Source organism: Bacillus sp. JZ109 (assembly GCF_053903135.1).
The window spans coordinates 1,754,840-1,779,418 of record NZ_CP096388.1; the positions used below are offsets into that span (position 1 = coordinate 1,754,840).

Below are 24,579 nucleotides of genomic sequence, written 5' to 3' on the forward strand. Positions count from 1 at the left end.
CAGTTATAAATAAGCCGTCAGAAGGCAAAATTAAATGATGTAGCAGCAAGTCATAAAGAAGGTGTGGGATAGGAGCGAGGAGAGTGAAGTAGTGAATGCCCGATAACATCAGAAAAGCAGTAGGTTTAATTCTCCTTGTTTCGTTATTAAGTGTAGGTTTATGCAAACCGCTAAAAGAATATTTACTGATTCCAACGCAAATGAGAGTATTTGAAACCCAAACACAAGCGATTGAAACGAGTTTATCGGTAAACGCTCAGACATCAGAATCCTCAGAAGCGTTTACAGTAAAGAAAGATCCGCATGAAATCAAGGTGACGGGCAAAAAATCAGGTGAGTCAGAATTGGTATACGATCTTGCCGGATTTCCAATTAAAAAAACAAAAGTGCATGTTCTTCCTGATTTAAAGGTTATACCTGGCGGACAATCAATCGGTGTAAAACTTCATTCCGTCGGTGTTCTTGTCGTCGGATTTCATCAAATCAATACAAGTGAAGGCAAAAAATCTCCGGGAGAAACGGCCGGAATTGAAGCGGGCGACATCATTATTGAGATGAATGGACAGAAAATTGAAAAAATGAATGATGTAGCCCCATTTATTCAAAAGGCTGGGAAAACTGGTGAATCTTTAGACTTACTGATCAAACGTGATAAACAGAAAATCAAAACGAAGCTGATCCCAGAAAAGGATGAAGGAGAAGGCAAATACAGAATCGGGTTATATATCAGAGATTCTGCTGCCGGCATCGGTACTATGACCTTTTATGAACCGAAAACAAAAAAATACGGAGCACTTGGCCACGTGATTTCCGATATGGACACAAAGAAACCAATTGTAGTGGAGAATGGAGAAATTGTTAAATCCACTGTAACATCAATTGAAAAAGGGACAGGCGGTAATCCGGGAGAAAAACTGGCGCGATTTTCCTCAGAACGCAAAACGATCGGGGATATTAACAGAAATAGCCCATTTGGAATTTTTGGCACGCTGCATCAGCCGATTCAAAACAACATATCAGATCAAGCATTGCCGGTTGCGTTTTCTACCGAAGTCAAAAAAGGGCCGGCTGAAATTTTAACCGTTATTGATGATGACAAAGTAGAAAAATTCGATATTGAAATCGTCAGCACAACGCCGCAAAAATTCCCTGCGACAAAAGGAATGGTGTTGAAAATTACCGATCCAAGGCTGTTGAAAGAAACAGGAGGCATCGTACAGGGGATGAGCGGAAGCCCGATTATTCAAAATGGAAAAGTGATCGGTGCTGTCACCCATGTATTTGTAAATGACCCGACAAGCGGCTACGGTGTTCATATTGAATGGATGCTGTCAGAAGCAGGAATCGATATTTATGGAAAAGAAAAAGCAAGCTGACTGCCGGAGTTTCCGGCAGTTTTTTTATTTTGATCCCTCTTCACTTCTCAGAATACATACGGTAAAATATACAAAAGAAGATTTTTCGACAAATTCACGTTTCCTTGTTTGTCAAATTTCATTTTTAGTCGAAAAACAGAGAAAAACATAGAATAACAAAGATATGCCACTAATATTGGTGATTATGATTTTTTTAGAGGGTATATAGCGGTTTTGTCGAATGTAAACATGTAGCAAGGGTGAATCCTGTTAACTACATTTGGGGAGGAAGAAACGTGGAGAAAATTAAAGTTTGTGTTGCTGATGATAATCGAGAGCTGGTAAGCCTGTTAAGTGAATATATAGAAGGACAGGAAGACATGGAAGTGATCGGCGTTGCTTATAACGGACAGGAATGCCTGTCGCTGTTTAAAGAAAAAGATCCCGATGTGCTCGTATTAGATATTATTATGCCGCATTTAGACGGACTTGCGGTTTTAGAGAGGCTGAGGGAATCAGATCTGAAAAAACAGCCGAATGTCATTATGCTGACAGCCTTTGGACAGGAAGATGTCACGAAAAAGGCCGTCGATTTAGGCGCGTCCTACTTTATTCTCAAACCGTTTGATATGGAAAACCTTGTCGGCCATATCCGCCAGGTCAGCGGAAATGCCAGCAGTGTGACGCATCGTGCGCCATCATCGCAAAGCAGTATTATACGCAGCAGCCAGCCTGAACCAAAGAAGAAAAATCTCGACGCGAGCATCACAAGCATTATCCATGAAATCGGCGTCCCAGCCCATATTAAAGGCTATCTCTATCTGCGCGAAGCAATCTCAATGGTATACAATGACATCGAATTGCTCGGCAGCATTACAAAAGTCCTCTATCCAGACATCGCCAAAAAATTTAACACAACCGCAAGCCGTGTAGAAAGAGCGATCCGCCATGCAATTGAAGTGGCATGGAGCAGAGGAAACATTGATTCCATTTCCTCGTTGTTTGGTTATACTGTCAGCATGACAAAAGCTAAACCGACAAATTCGGAATTCATTGCAATGGTTGCGGATAAGCTGAGATTAGAACATAAGGCTTCTTAAACATGAGCTTATTAAGTGGTCATTAAATCAAACGTCTTTTATTTATTAGTTTGCGCTGATAAATAGGAGGCGTTTTGTTTTGGGGACATTTGTAGTATGGGAGAAGAATATTAAGTATCCGCATATAGTAAAGGATAGGTTTGAAAAGTAAGGAAAGCAAATGGCGGTATTACCTGCACTCTTGGTCCATTCATACATCTTATAGGATCACGAAGCATGATCGACCCTAAATGTGTCCGTTATAAAATGAAACCTTTCTCCTGCAAAATCGTAAGTAAGGCGTATTCATGTAAAAAGGAGACGTACGAATGAAAAAGAAAAAAGCAAGAAAGCGTGAGGGGTTTTTCCTGGATTTTCTTTTCGAAGTTGGTGGGGAGCTCTTTCTTTTGCTGTTTAGATGTGTACACAAACTATTTATATAAAGGGAAAAAGACTGCCGAATCGTTTCGGCAGTCTTTTGCACATTAATCTTTATAAGGCACCCAGCCTGGCGTGTTCACAATTGCTTGCCATAGCGGTTCAGGCAAATGATATTTTTCTTTATCTGTGCCTTTGATCACTGTTTCGATTTGCTTTTCACGGCCTTCTTTTACTTTTACCGTCCAGTCAGGGTCAACTAGAATTTCGCGTCCCATAGCGACTAGCGGAATACCGTTTTCGATGACGGCAAGCGCGTCATCAGCGGAATGGATGGAACCGACGGCGATCAGCGGCACTTTGTTTCCGACACGTTCATTCAATAAGTCCATGCGTGTGCGAGTCGGATCTGCACCGCGGCGCGCTTTTGAGTTCACGTCCATCAGTGAGATATGAAGATAATCCAATTCTTTATCCCCTAAAGCATCAACAAGCGTATAAGTTTCAGTCATTGTCAATCCCGGTGTCTCAGGTTCTTCCGGAGACAGACGGTAGCCGACTAAGAACGCACCCTTCGCATGTTCTGAAGCGGCTTTTTTCACTTCATCGACAATAGCGAGCGGGAAGGCTAATCGTTTTTCATCGCTTCCTCCCCAGCGATCCGTGCGCTGGTTGGTTTTCGGAGAATAAAACTGCTGAATTAAGTAGCCGTTTGCACCGTGAATTTCGACACCGTCAAAGCCGGCTTCAATGGCGCGTCTTGTCGCTTCTCCAAACGCCTTCACAATGTTTTCCACTTCTTCTTCTTTTAATGCGCGAGCAATTTGTTTGCCGTTATCAAACACGTCACTTGGCCCCACAACATCCTGTTGAGGAACAAGCTCAGACGGGCACTCAATACCGCCGTGATGAATTTGTACAACAGCTTTAGCGCCTTGTGCCTGAATGGCTTGTGCTAACTTTTTTAAACCTGGAATGTTGGAATCGTCATGGATGGCCGGCTGCCCGGGGAATGCTTTTCCGTCCGGTGTAACATTTGCGCAGGCTGTAATCACCATTCCCATCTCTTTTGAACGGGGGATGATGTAGTCGAGCTCCGCTTCAGATATTGTACCGTCTTCATTAGAAGCGTAATGAGTCATTGGTGCTACTGCGATCCGGTTGTCGATTGTAACGCCGCTTTTAAACGTAAATGGTTCAAACAGAGGCTTATACTTAGGATTCATTTGATCATCTTCTTTCGTTTGGATTCGCACATATTCTAGCCTATATGTAAAAATTAATGCAATTGATCTGCTTTACCGACTGAATATCTTGAGTGCAGAGTGATGTTTTCGCCGCTCTTTTTCGGGGCCTTTGTAGCCGCCGCTGATTTGGTGGCCGATGGAGCATGTGATGACAGCTGCCGCCAGCAGCAGAACGAATTTTTTCATGGCTTTAACTTCTTTCAATAAAGTAAATATCCTTTAAAAGGTTACGCTTGGCTGACCCACCCGTCAAACGATTTGCTCACCCTATTCTCAAATTTTTTAAAATGAATAAAAAGTTGCTTCTTTCCGCTAATTTTTTCTAATTGGCGCCTCAATTAGAGCCATCCTCATAGACAAATCTGCTCGTTATCTTTCTAACAACAGGAAATGATCGGGTCGTATAGCCCTTTTGAAAATCATGGAACTTGCTCGCCTGCATTCGCGTTGTCTTTACAAATTCGCCATTCTGGTCAAAGATAAAAGCCAAACATCAGGAAGAGGTGGTCATGTGAAACAAACGGTTCTTTTGCTGTTTACTGCGCTCTTTCTTTCGGGGTGCAGTGTTGCAAGTGCGGATGACTCAGTGCCAAGGTTTACCGAAGAGGGAAAATACATTGGCTCGGCTGATCCTCATACGATTGCGGTTTCTCTTAATGGAGAAGAAACCATGATACAAGTTCCGAAGGATAAACGTGATGAATGTGAATCACTGCCAGATCAGACACATGTCCTGGTGAAATATACAAAGAAGGATAATGGAACTTTACAGCTGGAAGATATTCAGCTGCGAAAGAACTCGTGACCGGAGGGAGTAAGTTGAGAATGTTATGGAGGAGCTTGGCGCTGTGCGGATTGGCTTTGACGCTCGCGCCTTGTGCACAGGCAGCAGAGCCGATAGAAGGGAAAACAGTGTATATTGATGCCGGACACGGCGGTGAAGACAGTGGAGCGGTCGGAAACGGGCTCTTTGAAAAGGATATTAATTTGGCTGTCTCAGAGCATGTGACAGACAAACTAAAAGAGGAGGGAGCCAATCCTGTTGCATCCCGGTCTGACGATCATTTTCTGACCTTGGAGGAAAGAGTGGCTAAGGCAAGTGCCAATCAGGCTGACCTTTTTGTCAGCATTCATGTGAATTCAGGGGTTGCTTCAGCTTCAGGAACAGAAACGTATTTTCAATCTGATTATGAAGGGGAGAACAGCCGGCGTCTGGCATCCGATATTCAGTCACAGCTCGTTTCATCCTTACAAACGAGAGACAGGGGCGTGAAAGAATCAGACTTTTACGTCATTACATATTCACAAATGCCAAGTGTGTTGGCGGAGCTTGGGTTTATCACTAACAGTTCTGATGCGGACAAGCTGGGAAGTGAAGAATACCAGCAAAAGGCCGCAGATGCGATTGTCAACGGCATTGATTCTTATTATGATCAGTAGATTGATACAGCCTTAATCCTAGAGTGGAGCCGACAAAATAAGTATAATGGAGAAAACTTTAGGGTTTGAGGTGAAACGATGACAAAGATTTTTGCCCACCGGGGGGCATCAGGTCAATTTCCCGAAAATACAATGCTTGCATTTGAAAAAGGAATTGAAGCCGGAGCGGATGGGATAGAGCTTGATGTACAGCTGACGAAAGACGGACGCATTGTTGTGATTCATGATGAAAGACTTAATCGCACGACATCACTTAAAGGATTCGTGAAGGATACAGCCTATGATGAGGTAAAGACTGCGAATGCGGCCGCTGGTCACGATCAAGCGTACAGCGATATAAAAGTGCCGCTGCTAGAAGATGTGCTCTCGTGGGCGGTAAAAAAGGATTTTCTCATCAACATTGAATTAAAAAACAGCGTGATCCGCTATGAGGGAATGGAAGAAAAAGTGCTGGAGGCAGTGAAGCGATTCAATGTAGAGGACAGAGTCATCCTATCCACGTTTAATCATGACAGCTTGGCGCTATGCTCCCGGCTTGCGCCGCATATCGAACGGGCAGTATTAACTTCAGATGTGCTTTATCAGGCAGATCGATATATCGCGTCTATTCCGGCTTCCGGCTATCACCCGAAGTTAAACAGCCCAGGGGTCACAGATGAAGTGCTGAAGAAAATGAGGAACAGTTCGATTAAGGTAAGGCCGTATACAGTCAATCGTCCGGAAGATATGAAGTGTCTCATTGAAGCGGGAGCAGACGGCATGTTTACCGACTTTCCAGAAAAGGCTTCGGCATTGCTGAAAAATGAATAATTGTTAGAAGGAGGCTGTTTGATGCAGCCTTCTTTTTTCATTCATTCATGCCCTTTTCAAAGCATACATTCATAGAAGACAACTAGAAATTGTAAGCGCTGTCTATCTTCTGAATGAGGTGAAACCATGAGGAAAACAGTCATTGTAAGTGCTGCAAGAACTCCATTTGGCAAATTCGGCGGAGTTTTGAAAGAGGTGAAAGCTGCTGAGCTTGGGGGCATTGTGATGAAGGAGGCGCTGCAACGGGCTGGAGTCTCTGGAGATGATGTAGAAGGAAACGTCATGGGCATGGTTGTCCAGGCCGGCTCAGGGCAGATACCTTCCCGTCAAGCTGCCCGTCTGGCGGGAATGCCTTGGAGTGTGCCGTCAGAAACACTGAATAAAGTCTGTGCTTCCGGCCTTCGTGCTGTCACTTTATGTGATCAAATGATTCGGGCGCAGGATGCGGACATACTTGTTGCGGGGGGAATGGAAAGCATGAGCAATATTCCGTATGCCGTTCCCGCCGGGCGCTGGGGAGCACGGATGGGGGACGGCGAGCTTAGGGACTTAATGGTGTATGACGGATTAACGTGCGCATTTGACGAGGTGCACATGGCTGTTCACGGAAATACAGCTGCCATGGAATATGCAATCTCACGAAGAGAGCAGGACGAATGGGCGTTGAGAAGTCATGCAAGGGCAGCTAAGGCCGCCGATGAAGGGAAGTTTCAGGATGAAATTGTTCCCGTCAACTGGATCGGTCGAAAAGGAAAACCAAACGTTGTTGATAAAGATGAAGCGATTCGCCGTGACACAAGTCTGGATCAGCTCGCGAAACTTGCTCCTATTTATGCAAGTGACGGTTCTATCACAGCCGGCAATGCTCCTGGGGTCAATGACGGAGCCGGCGCGTTCGTGCTGATGTCTGAGGAAAAAGCTGCTGAGCTTGGCAAACGGCCTCTGGCTACAATTCTTGGTTTTTCAACTACGGGAATGCCAGCGCACGAGCTGGCGGCAGCGCCGGGATTTGCCATTAACAAGCTCCTGAAAAAGAACGGTTTAACTGTCCAAGATATTGACTTGTTTGAAGTAAATGAAGCTTTTGCTTCAGTTGTTTTGACATGTGAAAAAATCGTAGGTTTCGATCTTGAAAAAGTAAATGTAAATGGCGGTGCGATCGCGCTCGGCCATCCGATCGGCGCGAGCGGGGCGAGAATTCTCATGACGCTTGTTTATGAATTAAAGCGGCGGGGAGGGGGGCTGGGCGTTGCCGCTATTTGCAGCGGGGCAGCACAGGGAGACGCCGTCTTAGTGCAGGTTCATTAAAACATGATGAAAAAGGGGATTTGAATGGAAATCAAACAAATCATGGTAGCTGGCGCAGGTCAGATGGGAAGCGGAATTGCTCAAACAGCTGCCGACGCGGGCTTTTATGTGCGGATGTATGATGTGAATCCAGAGGCCGCTGAGGCAGGATTGAAACGGCTGAAGAAACAGCTGGACCGTGATGCTGAGAAAGGAAAAAGGACCGTGACGGAAGTGAAGAGCGTAATCAGCCGCATTTCGATTTCTCAAACGCTTGAGAAGGCAGAGCATGCGGACATTGTGATTGAGGCTATCGCAGAAAACATGGCGGCAAAAACTGAGATGTTTAAAACACTTGATCGCATGTGCCCGTCTCATACGATTTTGGCCAGCAATACATCTTCCTTGCCTATTACAGAAATCGCTGCTGTAACAAACCGGCCTCAACGGGTTATTGGGATGCATTTTATGAATCCCGTCCCTGTAATGAAGCTGGTTGAAGTGATTCGCGGCTTGGCTACATCAGAAGAAACGGCCTTAGATGTTATGGCATTAGCGGAAAAGATGGGGAAAACAGCGGTAGAAGTCAATGATTTTCCTGGGTTTGTTTCCAACCGTGTGCTTCTTCCAATGATTAATGAAGCCATTTATTGCGTGTATGAGGGAGTGGCGAAGCCGGAGGCAATAGACGAAGTGATGAAGCTGGGCATGAATCATCCGATGGGTCCGCTTGCATTAGCGGATTTTATCGGACTGGATACGTGTTTATCAATTATGGAAGTCCTTCACTCAGGCCTTGGCGATTCCAAATACCGTCCATGCCCGCTGCTCCGCAAGTATGTCAAAGCAGGCTGGCTTGGCAAAAAGAGCGGACGCGGTTTTTATGACTATGAGGAGAGGACTTCCTGAAGTCTATTCCATCCGGGGGTGGCCGAGTTGCATGTAACCCAAGAGCAAGTCATGATGCGAAAAATGGTGCGTGATTTTGCACGAAAAGAAATTGCTCCCGCTGCGGAAATCATGGAGAAAACGGACGAATTTCCCTTTCAGCTGATCAAAAAAATGGGTGAACACGGACTGATGGGAATACCGGTGCCGGAACAATACGGCGGTGCCGGGGCGGACGTTGTTTCTTATATTTTGGCGATTCATGAGATTTCTAGAATCAGCGCGGCTGTCGGCGTGATTCTTTCCGTTCATACCTCAGTCGGCACAAATCCGATTCTGTATTTCGGCAACGAAGAACAGAAGATGAAATATATACCAAAGCTCGCGTCAGGAGACCATTTGGGCGCATTTGCACTAACGGAGCCTCACTCGGGGTCGGATGCTGGAAGCCTCCGCACAACGGCAATCAAAAAGAACGGCAAATACCTATTAAATGGATCGAAGATATTCATTACGAATGGCGGAGCCGCTGATATCTATATCACGTTTGCTTTAACGGCTCCAGGTCAAGGCAGGCACGGGATTTCAGCTTTTATCGTTGAAAAAAACACACCCGGTTTTACCGTTGGGAAAAAAGAAAGAAAGCTGGGGCTTTATGGCTCCAATACTACGGAACTGATTTTTGATAATGCAGAAGTGCCTGAAGCCAATTTGCTTGGCAAAGAGGGGGATGGCTTTCACATTGCCATGGCGAATTTAAATGTCGGCCGGATCGGCATTGCGGCACAGGCCCTCGGAATTGCAGAGGCGGCTCTTGAGCATGCCGTTGGTTATGCGAAGCAGCGAGTGCAATTTGGAAGGCCGATCGCAGCCAATCAAGGCATATCATTTAAGCTGGCTGACATGGCGACTAGGGCAGAGGCGGCAAGACATCTTGTCTACCACGCCGCAGACCTTCATAACCGCGGCCTAAATTGTGGAAAAGAAGCGTCTATGGCTAAACAATTTGCTTCCGATGCAGCCGTGAAGGCAGCGTTAGACGCCGTTCAAATTTATGGGGGATATGGCTATATGAAGGATTATCCGGTTGAGCGCTTGCTTCGCGATGCAAAGGTGACGCAAATCTATGAAGGGACGAATGAGATTCAAAGACTGATTATTTCCAAGCATTTGCTTGGCGGAACCTGATAGACAAAAACGCAAAAACGGAGGTTGAGGATATGGAGGAGAAACAGCAATATTCTCCAGGGTTGGACGGTGTGATTGCGGCAGAAACTCATATTTCTTATCTTGACACGCAGTCCAGCCAGATTTTGATAAGAGGCTATGATTTAATAGAACTTTCTGAAACAAAAAGCTATCTGGAGCTTGTCCATTTATTGCTGGAGGGCAGGCTGCCAGAAGAAAGTGAAATGGAGACGCTGGAACGTAAAATAAACAGTGCCGCAAGCCTGCCTGCTGATCATCTCCGTCTGCTTGAGCTGCTCCCTGAGGACACTCATCCAATGGATAGTCTGCGTACCGGCCTGTCGGCACTTGCTGGCTATGATCGGCAAATTGATGATCGGTCTCCCTCCGCAAACAAAGAACGCGCCTATCAGCTTCTTGGGAAAATGCCTGCCCTCACTGCTGCCAGCTACAGGATCATTAATAAGAAAGAACCGATTCTTCCGCTTCATACCTTATCCTACAGTGCGAATTTTCTATACATGATGACAGGGAAATTGCCGTCTTCATTGGAAGAACAGATTTTTGACCGGTCGCTCGTCCTGTACAGTGAGCATGAGATGCCGAATTCAACCTTTGCGGCCAGGGTCATTGCATCTACACATTCAGATCTTTATGGGGCTTTGACTGGGGCTGTCGCTTCCCTGAAAGGGAATCTTCACGGAGGAGCAAACGAAGCTGTGATGTATTTGCTTTTGGAGGCAAAAACGACATCTGATTTTGAGCAGCTTCTGCAAACAAAACTGAAAAGAAAAGAAAAAATCATGGGCTTCGGCCACCGGGTGTATATGAAAAAAATGGACCCAAGAGCACTCATGATGAAAGAGGCGCTGCAGCAATTATGCGATAAAGCCGGTGACCATCGTTTATATGAGATGTGTGAAGCGGGTGAGCGGCTGATGGAGAAGGAAAAAGGGCTTTACCCGAATTTGGATTACTATGCTGCCCCGGTGTATTGGATGCTCGGCATACCGATTCCTTTATATACGCCGGTCTTTTTCAGCGCGAGAACGTCCGGTTTATGCGCCCATGTGATCGAACAGCATGCCAATAATCGGCTCTTCCGTCCCCGTGTCAGTTACATGGGCCCGCGATATCAAACAAAATCATGAAAGGAGCTGGTAGAATGCCGAAAACGGATCGTGTAATCGTAGAAATCACAGACTATGTGCTTGAAAAAGAGATTACTAGTGCCGAAGCGTATACAACAGCGGGGCATGTATTGCTGGATACCCTGGGCTGCGGGATCTTGGCGCTACGATATCCGGAATGCACAAAGCTGCTTGGCCCGATTGTTCCAGGAACGACTGTGCCGAATGGAAGCAAAGTGCCGGGAACGTCATATGTTCTCGATCCTGTGAGGGCAGCGTTTAATATCGGCTGCATGATTCGCTGGCTCGATTACAACGATACGTGGCTGGCGGCGGAGTGGGGGCATCCATCCGATAACTTGGGAGGAATCCTTGCCGCTGCTGATTATGTATCAAGAGTGAGGCTGTCTGAAGGAAAAGAGCCGTTAACAGTACGCGACGTACTTGAGATGATGATCAAAGCACACGAGATCCAAGGTGTGCTGGCGTTAGAAAACAGCTTAAATCGAGTTGGCCTTGACCATGTGCTGTTTGTCAAAGTTGCGACAACCGCTGTTGCGGCAAAGCTTTTGGGCGGCGGAAGAGAAGAAATCAAAAATGCGCTTTCGAATGCATGGATTGACAATGCAGCATTGAGGACATACCGCCATTCACCGAATACAGGCTCGCGTAAATCATGGGCGGCAGGAGATGCAACGAGCAGAGGTGTTCATTTGGCGCTGATGTCGTTAAAAGGGGAAATGGGTTATCCGACAGCCCTGAGTGCACCGGGTTGGGGGTTCCAAGACGTTTTATTCAATAAGAAAGAGATCAAGCTTGCCCGTCCGCTTGACGCTTATGTCATGGAAAATGTGTTATTTAAAGTGTCTTATCCTGCGGAATTTCACGCCCAGACAGCGGCGGAGTGCGCCGTCATTCTTCACCCGCAGGTAAAGAACCGGATTGACGAGATTGACCGTGTTGTCATCAGAACGCATGAATCCGCTATCCGAATCATTGATAAAAAAGGCCCGCTCCACAATCCGGCAGACCGCGATCACTGTCTCCAATACATTACAGCAATCGGTTTGCTTTTTGGTGATATCACCGCACAGCATTATGAAGCTGAAACAGCGAGTGATCCGAGAATAGATAAACTTCGTGATAAAATGGAAGTGACTGAAAATAAAATATATACCGAGGATTATTTGAAGCCTGATAAACGTTCCATCTCAAATGCCGTTCAGGTTCATTTTAAAGACGGAACGAGCACGGAAATGGTGGAATGTGAGTTTCCCCTCGGCCATCGTTTTCGAAGAGAGGAAGCAGTGCCGAAACTGCTGGAAAAGTTTTCCGACAATCTCAAAACCCATTTTCCTGATAAACAGCACAAACACATTTATGAGCGCTGTACCAGCTATGAGACATTACAAACGATGCGTGTAAATGAATTCGTAGACATGTTCTGCATGTAAAAGGGGGATTTTGTTTCATGTCGTGGATCGTCAATAAGCAATCGTCACAAGAGGAGCTTGCCGGGCGTTTCCGCAAGCTGATGTCAGCACCGGACATTCTTCAAATTCCCGGCGCCCATGACGGGATGGCCGCTTTGCTTGCGAAAGAAGCCGGTTTTTCTGCTATTTATTTGTCCGGTGCTGCCTATACAGCCAGCAGGGGGCTGCCTGATTTAGGGATCATCACATCGGCAGAGATAGCTGAACGGGCCAAAGATCTTGTGCGTGCAGCTGATCTGCCTTTGCTTGTGGATATCGATACGGGATTTGGCGGTGTCTTAAATGCCGCCCGAACAGCCCGGGAGATGCTTGAAGCCAGGGTAGCAGCCGTTCAAATAGAAGACCAGCAGCTCCCAAAAAAATGCGGACATTTAAATGGCAAACAGCTAGTTCCGATAAAGGAAATGGCGCAAAAAATAAAAGCCATTAAACAAGCGGCACCCTCCCTTATTGTTGTTGCCCGTACTGATGCCAGGGCGCAGGAAGGGCTTGATGCCGCAATAAAACGTTCAGAGGTTTACATTGAGGCGGGAGCGGACGCAATTTTCCCGGAAGCGCTACAGGCGGAGAATGAATTCCGCCAGTTTGCTGAGCGTATCTCCGTTCCGCTCCTTGCGAATATGACTGAATTTGGGAAAACGCCGTATTATCGTGCCGATGAATTCGAAGATATGGGGTTTCACATGGTGATATATCCTGTCACCTCGCTTCGAGCGGCGGCAAAAGCTTGTGAGCGGATGTTTGGTTTGATGAAGGAGCACGGCTCACAAAAAGAAGGACTTCATGATATGCAGACACGAAAAGAACTGTACGATACGATTTCTTATTATGATTATGAAGCGTTAGACAAAACGATTGCCAAGACCGTTTTGCCTGACGAATAGTGCAACAAAAAAAGCCGGAGCATTCTCCGGCTTTTTTTCAGCTATCGTTTTCTGAATCGCGGGCTGACTTGATTGCGTTTTCTGTCTCTGTATAAAATGAACCCGGCCAGCACATAGAGGCCGATCGCAAAAAAGATGAATCCTGACAACCCTTGGAGCCAAAGAGCTGAAAATGGCTTGATTGTATGGCCGAAAAGTGTATCTCTCATCAGTTTAATGCCTAAAGCAGAAATAGCCCCGGGGATGACTAATATTAAAAGCGCAAGAAGTCGGCTCATCTTCAGAAAACCCCTTTATCTTTTCATTTCCTTTATTGTCCAGCGGAAAAAATATTTTGTCAAGAGAAGAAAACGTGGTAACATAGGGTTGTGCAAATTATTGCAACGGAATAAATAGGTGTGCAAATTTTTTCATGCAAAGGGGTATCGGGATGCAAAAGGTACTGATAGTAGGTGCCGGCAAAAGGGGAACGGCGTTATTACATATTCTGATTAAAACAGCCATCATAGATATCATTGCCGTAGTTGACAAAGACCCCGAAGCGCCGGGATTGAAAGAAGCAGAACAGTATGGGATTGCCGTATCATCTGATTGGAAACCTTACATACAACAAAAACCGGATATCGTCATTCATACCACCGGCGATCAAGCCGTGTTTGACGAGCTCCTTCAAAGAAAGCATGAAGATACCATTGTCATGCCAGGAAAAATGGCATACATCGTTTTTCAGCTGATGGAAGAAAAGCAGCACCTGATTCAAATGCTAAAAGAGCAAACCTATAAATATGACAGAATTTTTAATTCCACCCATGATGGAATGATTTTTATTGATATCAATGAAGAAATCATTCTCTTTAACCATATGGCCGAAAAAATGGTCGGAAAAAAACGTGAGGAAGTCATTGGGCGCCCAATAAAAGAAGTGATTCCGAGCACTAAGATGCCGCGGATTTTAAAAACAAGAGTGCCTGAATACAACCAGAAGCAGCTGTTAGGCGATCATTTGCAAATTGTGACCACAAGACTGCCGATTATTGATGAAGGCGGACGTCTGCTCGGGGCTCTTTGTGTGTTTAAAGATATCACTGATGCGGTCGAGCTGGCAGAGGAAGTGACCAACTTAAAGCAGGTCCGTACGATGCTGGAGGCAATTATTCAATCCTCCGATGAGGCGATTTCTGTCGTTGATGAAAACGGCATCGGCCTGCTAATCAATAAAGCGTATACGAAAATGACGGGGCTTTCTGAAAAAGAAGTCATCGGCAAGCCTGCAAACACTGATATTTCCGAAGGCGAAAGCATGCATTTAAAGGTGCTTGAAACAAGACGTCCTGTCCGCGGTGTCAGAATGAAGGTCGGCCCGAATGAAAAAGAGGTCATCGTTAATGTAGCACCGGTGATTGTGGACGGGATTTTGAAAGGCAGCGTCGGCGTGATTCACGATGTTTCCGAAATTAAAATGCTGACAGCGGAGCTTAATCGCGCCAGACAAATTATTCGCACGCTTGAAGCGAAATACACGTTTGACGACATTATCGGCAAAAGCGAGCAAATGCTGGTTGCGCTTGAGCAGGCGAAGCTCGGTGCGAAAACACCGGCAACCATCTTGCTGCGCGGGGAATCAGGAACAGGAAAAGAACTGTTCGCCCATGCCATCCATAACGAAAGTGACCGGAAATACAATAAATTTATTCGCGTGAATTGTGCAGCCCTTTCTGAAAACCTGCTCGAATCAGAATTGTTCGGCTATGAGGATGGTGCGTTTTCAGGAGCGAAGCGCGGCGGTAAAAAGGGTTTATTTGAGGAAGCAAATAACGGCAGTATTTTCTTAGATGAAATCGGTGAGCTGACACAAAATATGCAGGCCAAATTGCTACGCGTCCTTCAAGAAAAGGAAATCGTCAGAGTGGGCGGCACGAAAGCGATCCCTGTCAACGTCAGAGTGATCGCGGCGACAAATGTAAATATTGAAAAGGCGATGGCGGACGGAACATTCCGGGAAGACCTGTATTACCGGATCAATCGCTATCCGATCTCCATCCCGCCTTTGCGGCAGCGGTTGGAGGACATTGAAGCATTGAGCGTCAGACTTATCCAAAAGATCAACCGGGATTACGGCAGGAATGTAAAAGGGCTCTCACAGCAAGCCTTGCGCGCCTTATCTGCCTACCATTGGCCTGGGAATGTCCGGGAGCTTGAAAATGTCCTTGGACGAGCCATGATTTTTCTGAATCCGCATATGGAATGGATTGAAAAAGATCACTTGCCTGTATTCGAACTTGAGCAAAAAGAAAATGACACAGATCAGGGAACAGGTTTTGATTTTCCGGATATTGAAGGCGAAAAGCTGTCTGTCGCAGTAGAAAAATTTGAAGCGCATTTGATCCAGCAAACGCTTGAAAAGCATCATTTTAACCGGACAAAAACAGCAAAAGCTCTCGGTGTCAGCATTCGGAACTTATATTACAAAATGGATAAATATGGCCTTGCAAATGAAGGCATGCAATAATTTGCAGAATAAACGCAAACATCTGCACGAATGTTTCGGTATACCTGGTATGACAGCACCCTTAAGAGCTGGCATGGAACTTGCATAATAAAAGGCGGAGTCGAAACAAGAAAGGTGGTAACAGATGAAGCTGAAAGATTTAATCGGCAAAGCGTCGATACACAAAAATAAGACCATTGCGGTTGCTCATGCTGAGGATGAGGAAGTGATCCGGGCTGTAAAGCTGGCTGCCGAGCACCTATCCGCCCGTTTCTTGTTAACGGGCAACAGCACAAAACTGAACGAGCTGACATCATCCATGCAAGGGCATCAAGTGGAAATCGTCCATGCTGATACTCCTGAGGAATCGGCGAAATTAGCGGTTCGTGCTGTACATCATAAAACAGCGGACGTTTTAATGAAAGGCAATGTGCCGACTTCTGTTTTGCTTAAAGCGGTATTGAACAGACAGGAGGGGCTTCGGTCAGCAAGTGTCCTTTCTCACGTGGCTGTCTTCGATATACCGGATTTTGACCGGCTGATGTTTGTGACAGATTCGGCAATGAATATTGCTCCTTCGCTGGAAGAGCTCCGGCAGATTTTGCAAAATGCCGTTCATGTGGCCCATGCAGTAGGGAACAATATGCCAAAAGCAGCTGCCCTTGCAGCGGTCGAAACGGTGAACCCAAAAATGGAAGCAACCGTGAATGCAGCTGCTCTAGCTCAAATGTACAAAAGGGGCCAGATCAAAGGCTGCATTGTTGATGGACCGTTTGCTTTGGATAACGCAGTTTCACAAATTGCCGCGGCCCAGAAAAAAATTTCGGGAGACGTAGCGGGCAACGCAGATATCCTTCTCGTCCCAACAATTGAGGCCGGCAATATTTTATATAAATCACTGATTTATTTTGCCAAGGCCAGCGTGGCGGCTGTCATTACAGGAGCAAAAGCACCGATTGCTTTAACAAGCAGAGCGGACTCTGCTGAAAATAAACTGTATTCCATTGCGCTGGCAATATGCGCATCTGAAGAATACACACATTAGGAGGAACGAACATGGAACTTTTTAAATATATGGAGAAATACGATTACGAACAATTGGTATTCTGCCAGGATGAACAATCTGGATTAAAAGCGATTATCGCGATTCATGATACAACGCTTGGTCCGGCGCTTGGCGGAACGAGAATGTGGACATATGAAAATGAAGAAGCGGCAATTGAAGATGCGCTCAGATTGGCTAGAGGCATGACCTATAAGAACGCGGCGGCCGGCTTAAACCTTGGCGGCGGAAAAACAGTCATTATCGGCGATCCGCGCAAAGACAAAAATGAAGAAATGTTCCGCGCGTTTGGCCGCTATATTCAAGGGCTGAACGGCAGATACATCACGGCTGAAGATGTGGGCACAACGGTCGAGGATATGGATATCATTCATGATGAGACAGACTATGTCACAGGGATTTCTCCTGCTTTCGGCTCTTCTGGAAATCCGTCCCCAGTCACAGCGTACGGGGTGTACAGAGGAATGAAGGCAGCAGCTAAAGCTGCTTTCGGAACCGACTCTCTTGAAGGAAAAACCATTGCTGTACAGGGTGTTGGGAACGTAGCCTATAACCTTTGCCGCCACCTGCATGAAGAAGGAGCAAACTTAATCGTTACGGATATCAACAAACAATCTGTACAGCGTGCAGTTGAAGATTTTGGCGCCCGTGCGGTAGATCCTGATGACATTTATTCACAAGACTGCGATATTTATGCGCCGTGTGCCCTTGGTGCGACTATTAACGACGACACCATTAAACAGCTGAAGGCGAAAGTGATCGCAGGTGCGGCTAACAACCAATTAAAAGAGACACGCCATGGTGATCAAATTCACGAAATGGGCATCGTTTATGCACCGGATTACGTGATTAACGCGGGCGGTGTTATCAACGTGGCAGATGAGCTTTACGGCTATAATGCAGAACGTGCATTGAAAAAAGTTGAAGGCATTTACGGCAATATCGAGCGTGTACTAGAGATTTCTCAGCGTGACGGCATTCCTGCATATTTAGCGGCTGACCGCTTGGCAGAGGAACGAATTGAACGCATGCGCCGCTCAAGAAGCCAGTTTTTGCAAAACGGCCACAGTGTATTAAGCAGACGTTAAGAAATTGATCTGGAGGTTATGAAAGTGCTACATGACGAAAAACGCATTCTCACAATTAATCCAGGCTCAACTTCAACGAAAATCGGTGTTTTTCATAACGAAAGAAGCATTTTTGAAAAAACATTGAGACACAACATAGAAGAGCTGCAGCGATTTGACCGAATTATTGATCAGTATGAATTTCGTAAAAACCATATTCTCGAAACGCTTCATGAACAGGGAATCAATATCTCAAAGTTTGATGCAGTCTGCGCAAGAGGCGGCCTTCTCCGGCCAATTGAAGGCGGGACCTACGTGGTGAATGATGAGATGATTGAGGATTTGAAAAGCGGCTACGCCGGTCAGCATGCTTCTAATCTCGGCGGCATTATCGCGCGGGAAATCGCTGATGGCCTGAATATCCCTTCGTATATCGTCGACCCTGTTGTCGTAGACGAAATGTCAGTGCTTGCGAAAGTTTCAGGCATGCCTGAAATTGAACGGAAAAGCATTTTCCATGCGTTAAACCAAAAAGCTGTCGCTCGTAAAGCGGCAGCCTCTCTTGGCAAACGATATGAGAACATGAAAATGATTATTACCCATATGGGCGGAGGTATTACAATTGGCGTCCATGACCGCGGGCGAGTGGTAGATGTCAATAACGGCCTGCACGGCGAGGGACCATTCAGTCCTGAACGAGCAGGAACAGTGCCTGCGGGAGATCTTGTTGATCTATGTTTTTCAGGGGAATATACAAAAGAAGAAATCATGAAAAAGCTTGTTGGCACCGGCGGACTTTTAGGCTATCTCGGTACAAATGATGCAGTAAAAGTAGAACAGATGATTCAAGGGGGCGATGAAAAAGCCCGCTTCATTTATGATGCCATGGCATATCAGGTAGCAAAGGAAATCGGGGCAGCCAGCGCGGCGTTAAAAGGCGAAGTTGAAGCGATTGTGCTGACGGGAGGCCTTGCGTACGGCAAAAGCTTTGTTTCTGCTATCAGATCATACATAGATTGGATTTCAGACGTTTTAGTCTATCCGGGTGAAAATGAACTGCAGTCTCTTGCCCAAGGGGCGCTCAGAGTGTTGCTGGGCGAAGAGCAATCCAAACAATATCGTATTGAATAGACAGACAGGAGTGAGTCACCATGGCAACTGAGTATGACGTAGTCATTCTGGGCGGCGGTACCGGCGGTTATGTTGCGGCCATCAGAGCCGCTCAGCTTGGCTTAAAAACAGCCGTTGTGGAAAAGGAAAAACTCGGAGGAACATGTCTGCATAAAGGCTGTATCCCGAGTAAAGCGCTGCTTAGAAGCGCAGAGGTATACCGGACAGCTCGTGAAGCCGATCAATTCGGGGTGGAAACGGCTGGCGTGTCCCTCAACTTTGAAAAAGTGCAGCAGCGTAAGCAAGCCGTTGTTGATAAGCTTGCAGCGGGTGTAAATCATTTAATGAAAAAAGGAAAAATTGACGTGTACACCGGATATGGACGTATCCTTGGACCGTCAATCTTCTCTCCGCTGCCGGGAACAATTTCTGTTGAGCGGGGAAATGGCGAAGAAAATGACATGCTGATCCCGAAACAAGTGATCATTGCAACAGGATCAAGACCGAGAATGCTTCCGGGTCTTGAAGCGGACGGTAAGTCTGTACTGACTTCAGATGAGGCGCTCCAAATGGAGGAGCTGCCACAATCAATCATCATTGTCGGCGGAGGAGTTATCGGTATCGAATGGGCGTCTATGCTTCATGATTTTGGTGTGAAGGTAACGGTTATTGAATACGCGGATCGCATATTGCCGACTGAAGATCTAGAGATTTCAAAAGAAATGGAAAGTCTTCTTAAGAAAAAAGGCATCCAGTTCATAACAGGGGCAAAAGTGCTGCCTGACACAATGACAAAAACATCAGATGATATCAGCATACAAGCGGAAAAAGGCGGAGAAACCGTTACCTACTCTGCTGAGAAAATGCTTGTTTCCATCGGCAGACAGGCAAATATCGAAGGCATTGGCCTAGAGAACACCGATATTGTTACTGAAAATGGCATGATTTCAGTCAATGAAAGCTGCCAGACGAAGGAATCTCATATTTATGCAATCGGAGACGTAATCGGTGGCCTGCAGTTAGCTCACGTTGCTTCACATGAGGGAATTATTGCTGTTGAGCATTTTGCAGGTCTCAATCCGCATCCGCTTGATCCGACGCTTGTGCCGAAGTGCATTTACTCAAGCCCTGAAGCTGCCAGTGTCGGCTTAACCGAAGACGAAGCAAAGGCGAACGGGCATAATGTCAAAATCGGCAAGTTCCCATTTATGGCGATTGGAAAAGCGCTTGTATACGGTGAAAGCGACGGTTTTGTCAAAATCGTAGCGGACCGAGATACAGATGATATTCTCGGCGTTCATATGATCGGCCCGCATGTCACCGACATGATTTCTGAAGCGGGTCTTGCCAAAGTGCTGGACGCAACGCCGTGGGAGATCGGGCAAACGATTCACCCGCATCCAACGCTTTCTGAAGCAATTGGGGAAGCAGCGCTTGCCGCAGATGGCAAAGCCATTCATTTTTAAAAGCATAAAGGAGGGGCTTGAATGAGTACAAACCGACATCAAGCACTAGGGCTGACTGATCAGGAAGCCGTTGATATGTATAGAACCATGCTGTTAGCAAGAAAAATCGATGAAAGAATGTGGCTGTTAAACCGTTCTGGCAAAATTCCATTTGTAATTTCTTGTCAAGGACAGGAAGCAGCACAGGTAGGAGCGGCTTTCGCACTTGATCGTGAAATGGATTATGTATTGCCGTACTACAGAGACATGGGTGTCGTGCTCGCGTTTGGCATGACAGCAAAGGACTTAATGATGTCCGGGTTTGCAAAAGCAGCAGATCCGAACTCAGGAGGCCGCCAGATGCCGGGACATTTCGGACAAAAGAAAAACCGCATTGTGACGGGATCATCTCCGGTTACAACGCAAGTGCCGCACGCAGTCGGTATTGCGCTTGCGGGACGTATGGAGAAAAAGGATATCGCAGCCTTTGTTACATTTGGGGAAGGGTCTTCAAACCAAGGCGATTTCCACGAAGGGGCAAACTTTGCCGCTGTCCATAAGCTGCCGGTTATTTTCATGTGTGAAAACAACAAATACGCAATCTCAGTGCCTTACGATAAGCAAGTCGCATGTGAGAATATTTCCGACCGTGCCATAGGCTATGGGATGCCTGGCGTAACTGTGAATGGAAATGATCCGCTGGAAGTTTATCAAGCGGTCAAAGAAGCACGCGAAAGGGCACGCAGAGGAGAAGGCCCGACATTAATTGAAACGATTTCTTACCGCCTTACACCACATTCCAGTGATGACGATGACAGCAGCTACAGAGGCCGTGAAGAAGTAGAGGAAGCGAAAAAAAGTGATCCCCTGCTTACTTATCAAGCTTACTTAAAGGAAACAGGCCTGCTGTCCGATGAGATGGAACAAACCATGCTGGATGAAATTATGGCAATCGTAAATGAAGCGACGGATGAAGCGGAGAACGCCCCATATGCAGCTCCTGAGTCAGCGCTTGATTATGTGTATGCGAAGTAGGGAGGAAGAACAAATGTCAGTAATGTCATATATTGATGCAATCAATTTGGCGATGAAAGAAGAAATGGAACGAGATTCTCGCGTTTTCGTCCTTGGGGAAGATGTAGGAAGAAAAGGCGGTGTGTTTAAAGCGACAGCCGGACTCTATGAACAATTTGGGGAAGAGCGCGTTATGGATACGCCGCTTGCTGAATCTGCGATCGCAGGAGTCGGTATCGGAGCGGCAATGTACGGAATGAGACCGATTGCTGAGATGCAGTTTGCTGATTTCATTATGCCGGCAGTCAACCAAATTATTTCTGAAGCGGCTAAAATCCGCTACCGCAGCAACAATGACTGGAGCTGTCCGATTGTCGTCAGAGCGCCATACGGCGGAGGCGTGCACGGGGCCCTGTATCATTCTCAATCAGTCGAAGCAATTTTCGCCAACCAGCCCGGACTGAAAATTGTCATGCCGTCAACACCATATGACGCGAAAGGGCTCTTAAAAGCCGCAGTTCGTGATGAAGACCCCGTGCTGTTTTTTGAGCACAAGCGGGCATACCGTCTGATAAAGGGAGAGGTTCCGGCTGATGATTATGTCCTGCCAATTGGCAAGGCTGACGTAAAACGGGAAGGCGACGACATCACAGTGATCACATACGGTCTATGTGTCCACTTCGCCTTACAAGCTGCAGAACGTCTCGAAAAAGATGGCATTTCAGCGCATGTGGTGGATTTAAGAACAGTTTACCCGCTTGATAAAGAAGCCATCATCGAAGCTGCGTCCAAAACTGGAAAGGTTCTTTTGGTCACAGAAGATACAAACGAAGGCAGCATCATGAGCGAAGTAGCCGCAATTATATCCGAGCATTGTCTGTTCGACTTAGACGCGCCGATCAAACGGCTTGCAGGTCCTGATATTCCGGCTATGCCTTATGCGCCGACAATGGAAAAATACTTTATGGTCAACCCTGATAAAGTGGAAGCGGCGATGAGAGAATTAGCGGAGTTTTAAAGACGTAAGGGAGGATACAATCATGGCAATTGAACAAATGGCGATGCCGCAGCTTGGAGAAAGCGTAACAGAGGGGACGATCAGCAAATGGCTTGTCGCCCCCGGTGATAAAGTGAACAAATACGATCCGATCGCGGAAGTCATGACAGATAAGGTAAATGCAGAGGTTCCGTCTTCTTTTACTGGTACAATAACAGAGCTTGTGGGAGAAGAAGGCCAAACCCTGCAAGTCGGAGAAGTGATTTGCAAAATTGAAACAGAAGGCGCGAATCCGGCTGAACAAAAACAAGAACAGCCAGCTGCATCAAAAGCCGCTGAGACGCCTGCTGCAAAAAGTGCCGAAGCCGCTGATCAGCCCAATAAAAAGCGCTACTCGCCAGCTGTACTCCGTTTGGCCGGAGAGCACGGCATTGATCTAGAACAAGTAACAGGAACAGGTGCCGGCGGGCGCATCACACGAAAAGATATTCAGCGCTTAATTGAAACAGGCGGCGCGCAAGAACAGAAGGCTGAGGAGCCGAAAACAGCAGCTCCTGCACCGAAGTCTGCATCAAAACCTGAGCCAAAAGAAGAGACGTCATATCCTGCGTCTGCAGCCGGTGATAAAGAAATTCCTGTCACAGGTGTAAGAAAAGCAATTGCTTCCAATATGAAACGCAGCAAAACAGAAATTCCGCATGCTTGGACGATGATGGAAGTCGACGTCACAAATATGGTTGCATATCGCAACAGTATAAAAGATTCCTTTAAGAAGACAGAAGGCTTTAATTTAACGTTCTTCGCCTTTTTTGTAAAAGCGGTCGCTCAGGCGTTAAAAGAATTCCCGCAAATGAATAGCATGTGGGCGGGCGACAAAATTATTCAGAAAAAGGATATCAATATTTCAATTGCAGTTGCCACAGAGGATTCTTTATTTGTTCCGGTGATTAAAAACGCTGATGAAAAAACAATTAAAGGCATTGCGAAAGAAATTACCGGTCTTGCCAAAAAAGTAAGAGACGGAAAACTCACTGCAGATGACATGCAGGGAGGCACGTTTACCGTCAACAACACAGGTTCGTTCGGCTCTGTTCAGTCAATGGGCATTATCAACTACCCTCAGGCTGCGATTCTTCAAGTAGAATCCATCGTCAAACGCCCGGTTGTCATGGACAATGGCATGATTGCTGTCAGAGACATGGTTAATCTGTGTCTGTCCTTAGATCACAGAGTGCTTGACGGTCTCGTGTGCGGACGATTCCTCGGACGAGTGAAACAAATTTTAGAATCGATTGACGAGAAGACATCTGTTTACTAAATAAGAAAAAAGAGCATTTTTTGAAGTTTTGTTTCAAAAAATGCTCTTTTTCTATTATTCAGCGATTCGTATTTTCATTTCGACACGATATTCTTCTTGTTTTTTCGGGGAGTAATGAATCGGTATGATTAACTCGTATACATCACTGACAACTGTTAATTGGCGGTCTGCGATATACTTGATAAGCTTCTGTAAGTTGAGAAAATAATGTTCAGGCGAAAAATTATACGCGATACACGCATACCTCCCTTTAGGGATCGTTGTGATTTCCATATCCGGCGTAATTGATGAAATCTGTTTATTCGTCAATACAGGCGTGAAAATATGACGGTAAGTCATTTCATCAATGCTAGTGTAGGGCTGAAAAGAGAAAGTAGCGCCGTAGCTATTGTTCGTAAATCCATCTGCTGACTCGATAAATTTTTTTAATTTGCTGTAGGAGGCGTTGAGCACGTTTTCAGGCCCGATTCCTTCTGCCTCTGTCTGAATAATCCGTATTTCTTCTTCATCTAAAACAAAAACCTCACCGAGCGCGGGATATTCCATCTGCCGTTTCATCCGCTTTTTCACCAATGAAATGGTTTGCTCCAGTGCTGATAAAAAGTCTAATTTCTCCCTGATTTGCCTCTCCTGCTCGGTATAAAAAGCAAACAGTTCTTCCATCTCTAAGTCCTGTGCTTTTTTCATCTCCTCTAAAGGTGTGCCGATATATTTCAATGATTTGATCAAATCCAGATGAATGAGCTGAGAATCTGTATAATAGCGGTAGCTGGTATCCGGGTCGACGTAGGCTGGTTTAAATAAATCAATTTTATCGTAATAACGGAGCGCTTTAATCGACACGTTTGCCAATTTTGAAACTTCCCCAATTGAGTAATATGATTCCTTCATGCCATCA

Annotated in this window: 23 protein-coding genes; 19 read left to right on the forward strand and 4 right to left on the reverse strand. The window is 46.1% G+C overall.

The window, feature by feature from the left end; translation table 11 throughout:
- The first annotated feature begins 95 nt into the window (after positions 1 to 95).
- Both spoIVB and spo0A read left to right on the forward strand, forming a co-directional pair.
- Positions 96 to 1,376 (forward strand): SpoIVB peptidase, encoded by a 1,281-nt coding sequence (gene spoIVB, locus M1D94_RS09250; RefSeq protein WP_004398697.1) that lies wholly within the window; start codon positions 96 to 98, stop codon positions 1,374 to 1,376.
- 275 nt (positions 1,377 to 1,651) lie between these two features.
- Positions 1,652 to 2,455, forward strand: a complete 804-nt coding sequence (spo0A, locus tag M1D94_RS09255) for a sporulation transcription factor Spo0A (protein WP_003226427.1) — start codon at positions 1,652 to 1,654, stop codon at positions 2,453 to 2,455.
- Between the two features lie 464 nt (positions 2,456 to 2,919).
- Here spo0A and M1D94_RS09260 read toward each other — a convergent pair whose 3' ends face one another.
- Both M1D94_RS09260 and M1D94_RS09265 read right to left on the reverse strand, forming a co-directional pair.
- On the reverse strand, positions 2,920 to 4,038 hold the full coding sequence (locus M1D94_RS09260; protein WP_017696437.1) for an NADH-dependent flavin oxidoreductase: 1,119 nt from the start codon (positions 4,036 to 4,038) through the stop codon (positions 2,920 to 2,922).
- 72 nt (positions 4,039 to 4,110) lie between these two features.
- Positions 4,111 to 4,263, reverse strand: coding sequence for a hypothetical protein (locus M1D94_RS09265; protein ID WP_014480226.1), 153 nt, complete (start codon positions 4,261 to 4,263; stop codon positions 4,111 to 4,113).
- 307 nt (positions 4,264 to 4,570) lie between these two features.
- Between M1D94_RS09265 and M1D94_RS09270 the strand changes: the two genes are divergently transcribed.
- The 9 genes from M1D94_RS09270 to prpB all read left to right on the forward strand — a co-directional run bounded on the left by M1D94_RS09270 (position 4,571) and on the right by prpB (position 13,179).
- Positions 4,571 to 4,864 carry a lipoprotein gene (locus M1D94_RS09270; RefSeq protein ID WP_003230284.1) on the forward strand — a complete coding sequence of 98 codons (294 nt, stop codon included), beginning with the start codon at positions 4,571 to 4,573 and terminating at the stop codon, positions 4,862 to 4,864.
- Between the two features lie 14 nt (positions 4,865 to 4,878).
- Positions 4,879 to 5,499 (forward strand): N-acetylmuramoyl-L-alanine amidase family protein, encoded by a 621-nt coding sequence (locus tag M1D94_RS09275; protein WP_010886565.1) that lies wholly within the window; start codon positions 4,879 to 4,881, stop codon positions 5,497 to 5,499.
- A 78-nt stretch (positions 5,500 to 5,577) separates the two neighbouring features.
- Positions 5,578 to 6,309, forward strand: coding sequence for a glycerophosphodiester phosphodiesterase (locus M1D94_RS09280; RefSeq protein ID WP_049141221.1), 732 nt, complete (start codon positions 5,578 to 5,580; stop codon positions 6,307 to 6,309).
- 126 nt (positions 6,310 to 6,435) lie between these two features.
- Positions 6,436 to 7,617 carry an acetyl-CoA C-acetyltransferase gene (locus M1D94_RS09285; protein ID WP_049141222.1) on the forward strand — a complete coding sequence of 394 codons (1,182 nt, stop codon included), beginning with the start codon at positions 6,436 to 6,438 and terminating at the stop codon, positions 7,615 to 7,617.
- Between the two features lie 24 nt (positions 7,618 to 7,641).
- Positions 7,642 to 8,505, forward strand: a complete 864-nt coding sequence (locus M1D94_RS09290) for a 3-hydroxybutyryl-CoA dehydrogenase (protein WP_424935071.1) — start codon at positions 7,642 to 7,644, stop codon at positions 8,503 to 8,505.
- 27 nt (positions 8,506 to 8,532) lie between these two features.
- A complete protein-coding gene (locus tag M1D94_RS09295; protein ID WP_327840814.1) occupies positions 8,533 to 9,672 on the forward strand; it encodes an acyl-CoA dehydrogenase in 1,140 nt (379 codons plus the stop codon).
- 32 nt (positions 9,673 to 9,704) lie between these two features.
- On the forward strand, positions 9,705 to 10,823 hold the full coding sequence (gene mmgD / locus M1D94_RS09300) for a citrate synthase (RefSeq protein WP_046160570.1): 1,119 nt from the start codon (positions 9,705 to 9,707) through the stop codon (positions 10,821 to 10,823).
- Between the two features lie 14 nt (positions 10,824 to 10,837).
- Positions 10,838 to 12,256 (forward strand): bifunctional 2-methylcitrate dehydratase/aconitate hydratase, encoded by a 1,419-nt coding sequence (locus M1D94_RS09305; protein ID WP_253136836.1) that lies wholly within the window; start codon positions 10,838 to 10,840, stop codon positions 12,254 to 12,256.
- Positions 12,257 to 12,273: 17 nt separating this feature from the next.
- Positions 12,274 to 13,179, forward strand: a complete 906-nt coding sequence (gene prpB, locus M1D94_RS09310; RefSeq protein ID WP_046160568.1) for a methylisocitrate lyase — start codon at positions 12,274 to 12,276, stop codon at positions 13,177 to 13,179.
- 41 nt (positions 13,180 to 13,220) lie between these two features.
- Here the strand turns inward: prpB and M1D94_RS09315 are convergent, their stop codons facing one another.
- A complete protein-coding gene (locus M1D94_RS09315) occupies positions 13,221 to 13,457 on the reverse strand; it encodes a DUF2627 domain-containing protein (protein ID WP_003230304.1) in 237 nt (78 codons plus the stop codon).
- Between the two features lie 152 nt (positions 13,458 to 13,609).
- Here M1D94_RS09315 and M1D94_RS09320 point away from each other — a divergent pair, with 152 nt between their 5' ends.
- The 8 genes from M1D94_RS09320 (at position 13,610) to bfmBB (ending at position 23,681) form a co-directional block, all read left to right on the forward strand.
- Complete coding sequence (locus M1D94_RS09320; protein ID WP_004398669.1) at positions 13,610 to 15,688, forward strand: sigma-54 interaction domain-containing protein; 2,079 nt, start codon at positions 13,610 to 13,612, stop codon at positions 15,686 to 15,688.
- 124 nt (positions 15,689 to 15,812) lie between these two features.
- Positions 15,813 to 16,712 carry a phosphate butyryltransferase gene (gene yqiS, locus M1D94_RS09325; RefSeq protein ID WP_064671043.1) on the forward strand — a complete coding sequence of 300 codons (900 nt, stop codon included), beginning with the start codon at positions 15,813 to 15,815 and terminating at the stop codon, positions 16,710 to 16,712.
- A gap of 11 nt (positions 16,713 to 16,723) precedes the next feature.
- The gene (gene bcd / locus M1D94_RS09330; RefSeq protein ID WP_003230309.1) at positions 16,724 to 17,818 is read left to right on the forward strand and encodes a branched-chain amino acid dehydrogenase; all 1,095 of its coding nucleotides are present in this window, start codon (positions 16,724 to 16,726) and stop codon (positions 17,816 to 17,818) included.
- Between the two features lie 18 nt (positions 17,819 to 17,836).
- Positions 17,837 to 18,928: a butyrate kinase gene (gene buk / locus M1D94_RS09335; RefSeq protein ID WP_049141231.1), complete on the forward strand. Its 1,092-nt coding sequence runs from the start codon at positions 17,837 to 17,839 to the stop codon at positions 18,926 to 18,928.
- Positions 18,929 to 18,948: 20 nt separating this feature from the next.
- The gene (gene lpdA / locus M1D94_RS09340) at positions 18,949 to 20,373 is read left to right on the forward strand and encodes a dihydrolipoyl dehydrogenase (RefSeq protein ID WP_273797510.1); all 1,425 of its coding nucleotides are present in this window, start codon (positions 18,949 to 18,951) and stop codon (positions 20,371 to 20,373) included.
- A gap of 21 nt (positions 20,374 to 20,394) precedes the next feature.
- Positions 20,395 to 21,387 (forward strand): 3-methyl-2-oxobutanoate dehydrogenase subunit alpha, encoded by a 993-nt coding sequence (gene bfmBAA, locus M1D94_RS09345; RefSeq protein ID WP_032726106.1) that lies wholly within the window; start codon positions 20,395 to 20,397, stop codon positions 21,385 to 21,387.
- 13 nt (positions 21,388 to 21,400) lie between these two features.
- Entirely contained in the window at positions 21,401 to 22,384 is a 984-nt protein-coding gene (gene bfmBAB / locus M1D94_RS09350) for a 3-methyl-2-oxobutanoate dehydrogenase subunit beta (protein WP_282627254.1), read from the forward strand.
- A 22-nt stretch (positions 22,385 to 22,406) separates the two neighbouring features.
- Positions 22,407 to 23,681, forward strand: a complete 1,275-nt coding sequence (bfmBB, locus tag M1D94_RS09355; protein ID WP_172850694.1) for a branched-chain alpha-keto dehydrogenase complex dihydrolipoyllysine-residue (2-methylpropanoyl)transferase — start codon at positions 22,407 to 22,409, stop codon at positions 23,679 to 23,681.
- Between the two features lie 54 nt (positions 23,682 to 23,735).
- Here bfmBB and bmrR read toward each other — a convergent pair whose 3' ends face one another.
- Complete coding sequence (gene bmrR / locus M1D94_RS09360) at positions 23,736 to 24,572, reverse strand: multidrug efflux transcriptional regulator BmrR (RefSeq protein ID WP_003230325.1); 837 nt, start codon at positions 24,570 to 24,572, stop codon at positions 23,736 to 23,738.
- Positions 24,573 to 24,579: the final 7 nt, after the last annotated feature.

What these genes read in the sequence shown, in the direction of transcription:
- spoIVB (WP_004398697.1), top strand. Translation starts at nt 96, where the DNA reads ATGCCCGATAACATCAGAAAAGCAGTAGGTTTAATTCTCCTTGTTTCG.
- M1D94_RS09260 (WP_017696437.1), bottom strand. Translation starts at nt 4,038, where the DNA reads ATGAATCCTAAGTATAAGCCTCTGTTTGAACCATTTACGTTTAAAAGC.
- M1D94_RS09280 (WP_049141221.1), top strand. Translation starts at nt 5,578, where the DNA reads ATGACAAAGATTTTTGCCCACCGGGGGGCATCAGGTCAATTTCCCGAA.
- M1D94_RS09285 (WP_049141222.1), top strand. Translation starts at nt 6,436, where the DNA reads ATGAGGAAAACAGTCATTGTAAGTGCTGCAAGAACTCCATTTGGCAAA.
- M1D94_RS09290 (WP_424935071.1), top strand. Translation starts at nt 7,642, where the DNA reads ATGGAAATCAAACAAATCATGGTAGCTGGCGCAGGTCAGATGGGAAGC.
- mmgD (WP_046160570.1), top strand. Translation starts at nt 9,705, where the DNA reads ATGGAGGAGAAACAGCAATATTCTCCAGGGTTGGACGGTGTGATTGCG.
- M1D94_RS09305 (WP_253136836.1), top strand. Translation starts at nt 10,838, where the DNA reads ATGCCGAAAACGGATCGTGTAATCGTAGAAATCACAGACTATGTGCTT.
- prpB (WP_046160568.1), top strand. Translation starts at nt 12,274, where the DNA reads ATGTCGTGGATCGTCAATAAGCAATCGTCACAAGAGGAGCTTGCCGGG.
- M1D94_RS09315 (WP_003230304.1), bottom strand. Translation starts at nt 13,457, where the DNA reads ATGAGCCGACTTCTTGCGCTTTTAATATTAGTCATCCCCGGGGCTATT.
- M1D94_RS09320 (WP_004398669.1), top strand. Translation starts at nt 13,610, where the DNA reads ATGCAAAAGGTACTGATAGTAGGTGCCGGCAAAAGGGGAACGGCGTTA.
- yqiS (WP_064671043.1), top strand. Translation starts at nt 15,813, where the DNA reads ATGAAGCTGAAAGATTTAATCGGCAAAGCGTCGATACACAAAAATAAG.
- bcd (WP_003230309.1), top strand. Translation starts at nt 16,724, where the DNA reads ATGGAACTTTTTAAATATATGGAGAAATACGATTACGAACAATTGGTA.
- buk (WP_049141231.1), top strand. Translation starts at nt 17,837, where the DNA reads ATGAAAGTGCTACATGACGAAAAACGCATTCTCACAATTAATCCAGGC.
- lpdA (WP_273797510.1), top strand. Translation starts at nt 18,949, where the DNA reads ATGGCAACTGAGTATGACGTAGTCATTCTGGGCGGCGGTACCGGCGGT.
- bfmBAA (WP_032726106.1), top strand. Translation starts at nt 20,395, where the DNA reads ATGAGTACAAACCGACATCAAGCACTAGGGCTGACTGATCAGGAAGCC.
- bfmBAB (WP_282627254.1), top strand. Translation starts at nt 21,401, where the DNA reads ATGTCAGTAATGTCATATATTGATGCAATCAATTTGGCGATGAAAGAA.
- bfmBB (WP_172850694.1), top strand. Translation starts at nt 22,407, where the DNA reads ATGGCAATTGAACAAATGGCGATGCCGCAGCTTGGAGAAAGCGTAACA.
- bmrR (WP_003230325.1), bottom strand. Translation starts at nt 24,572, where the DNA reads ATGAAGGAATCATATTACTCAATTGGGGAAGTTTCAAAATTGGCAAAC.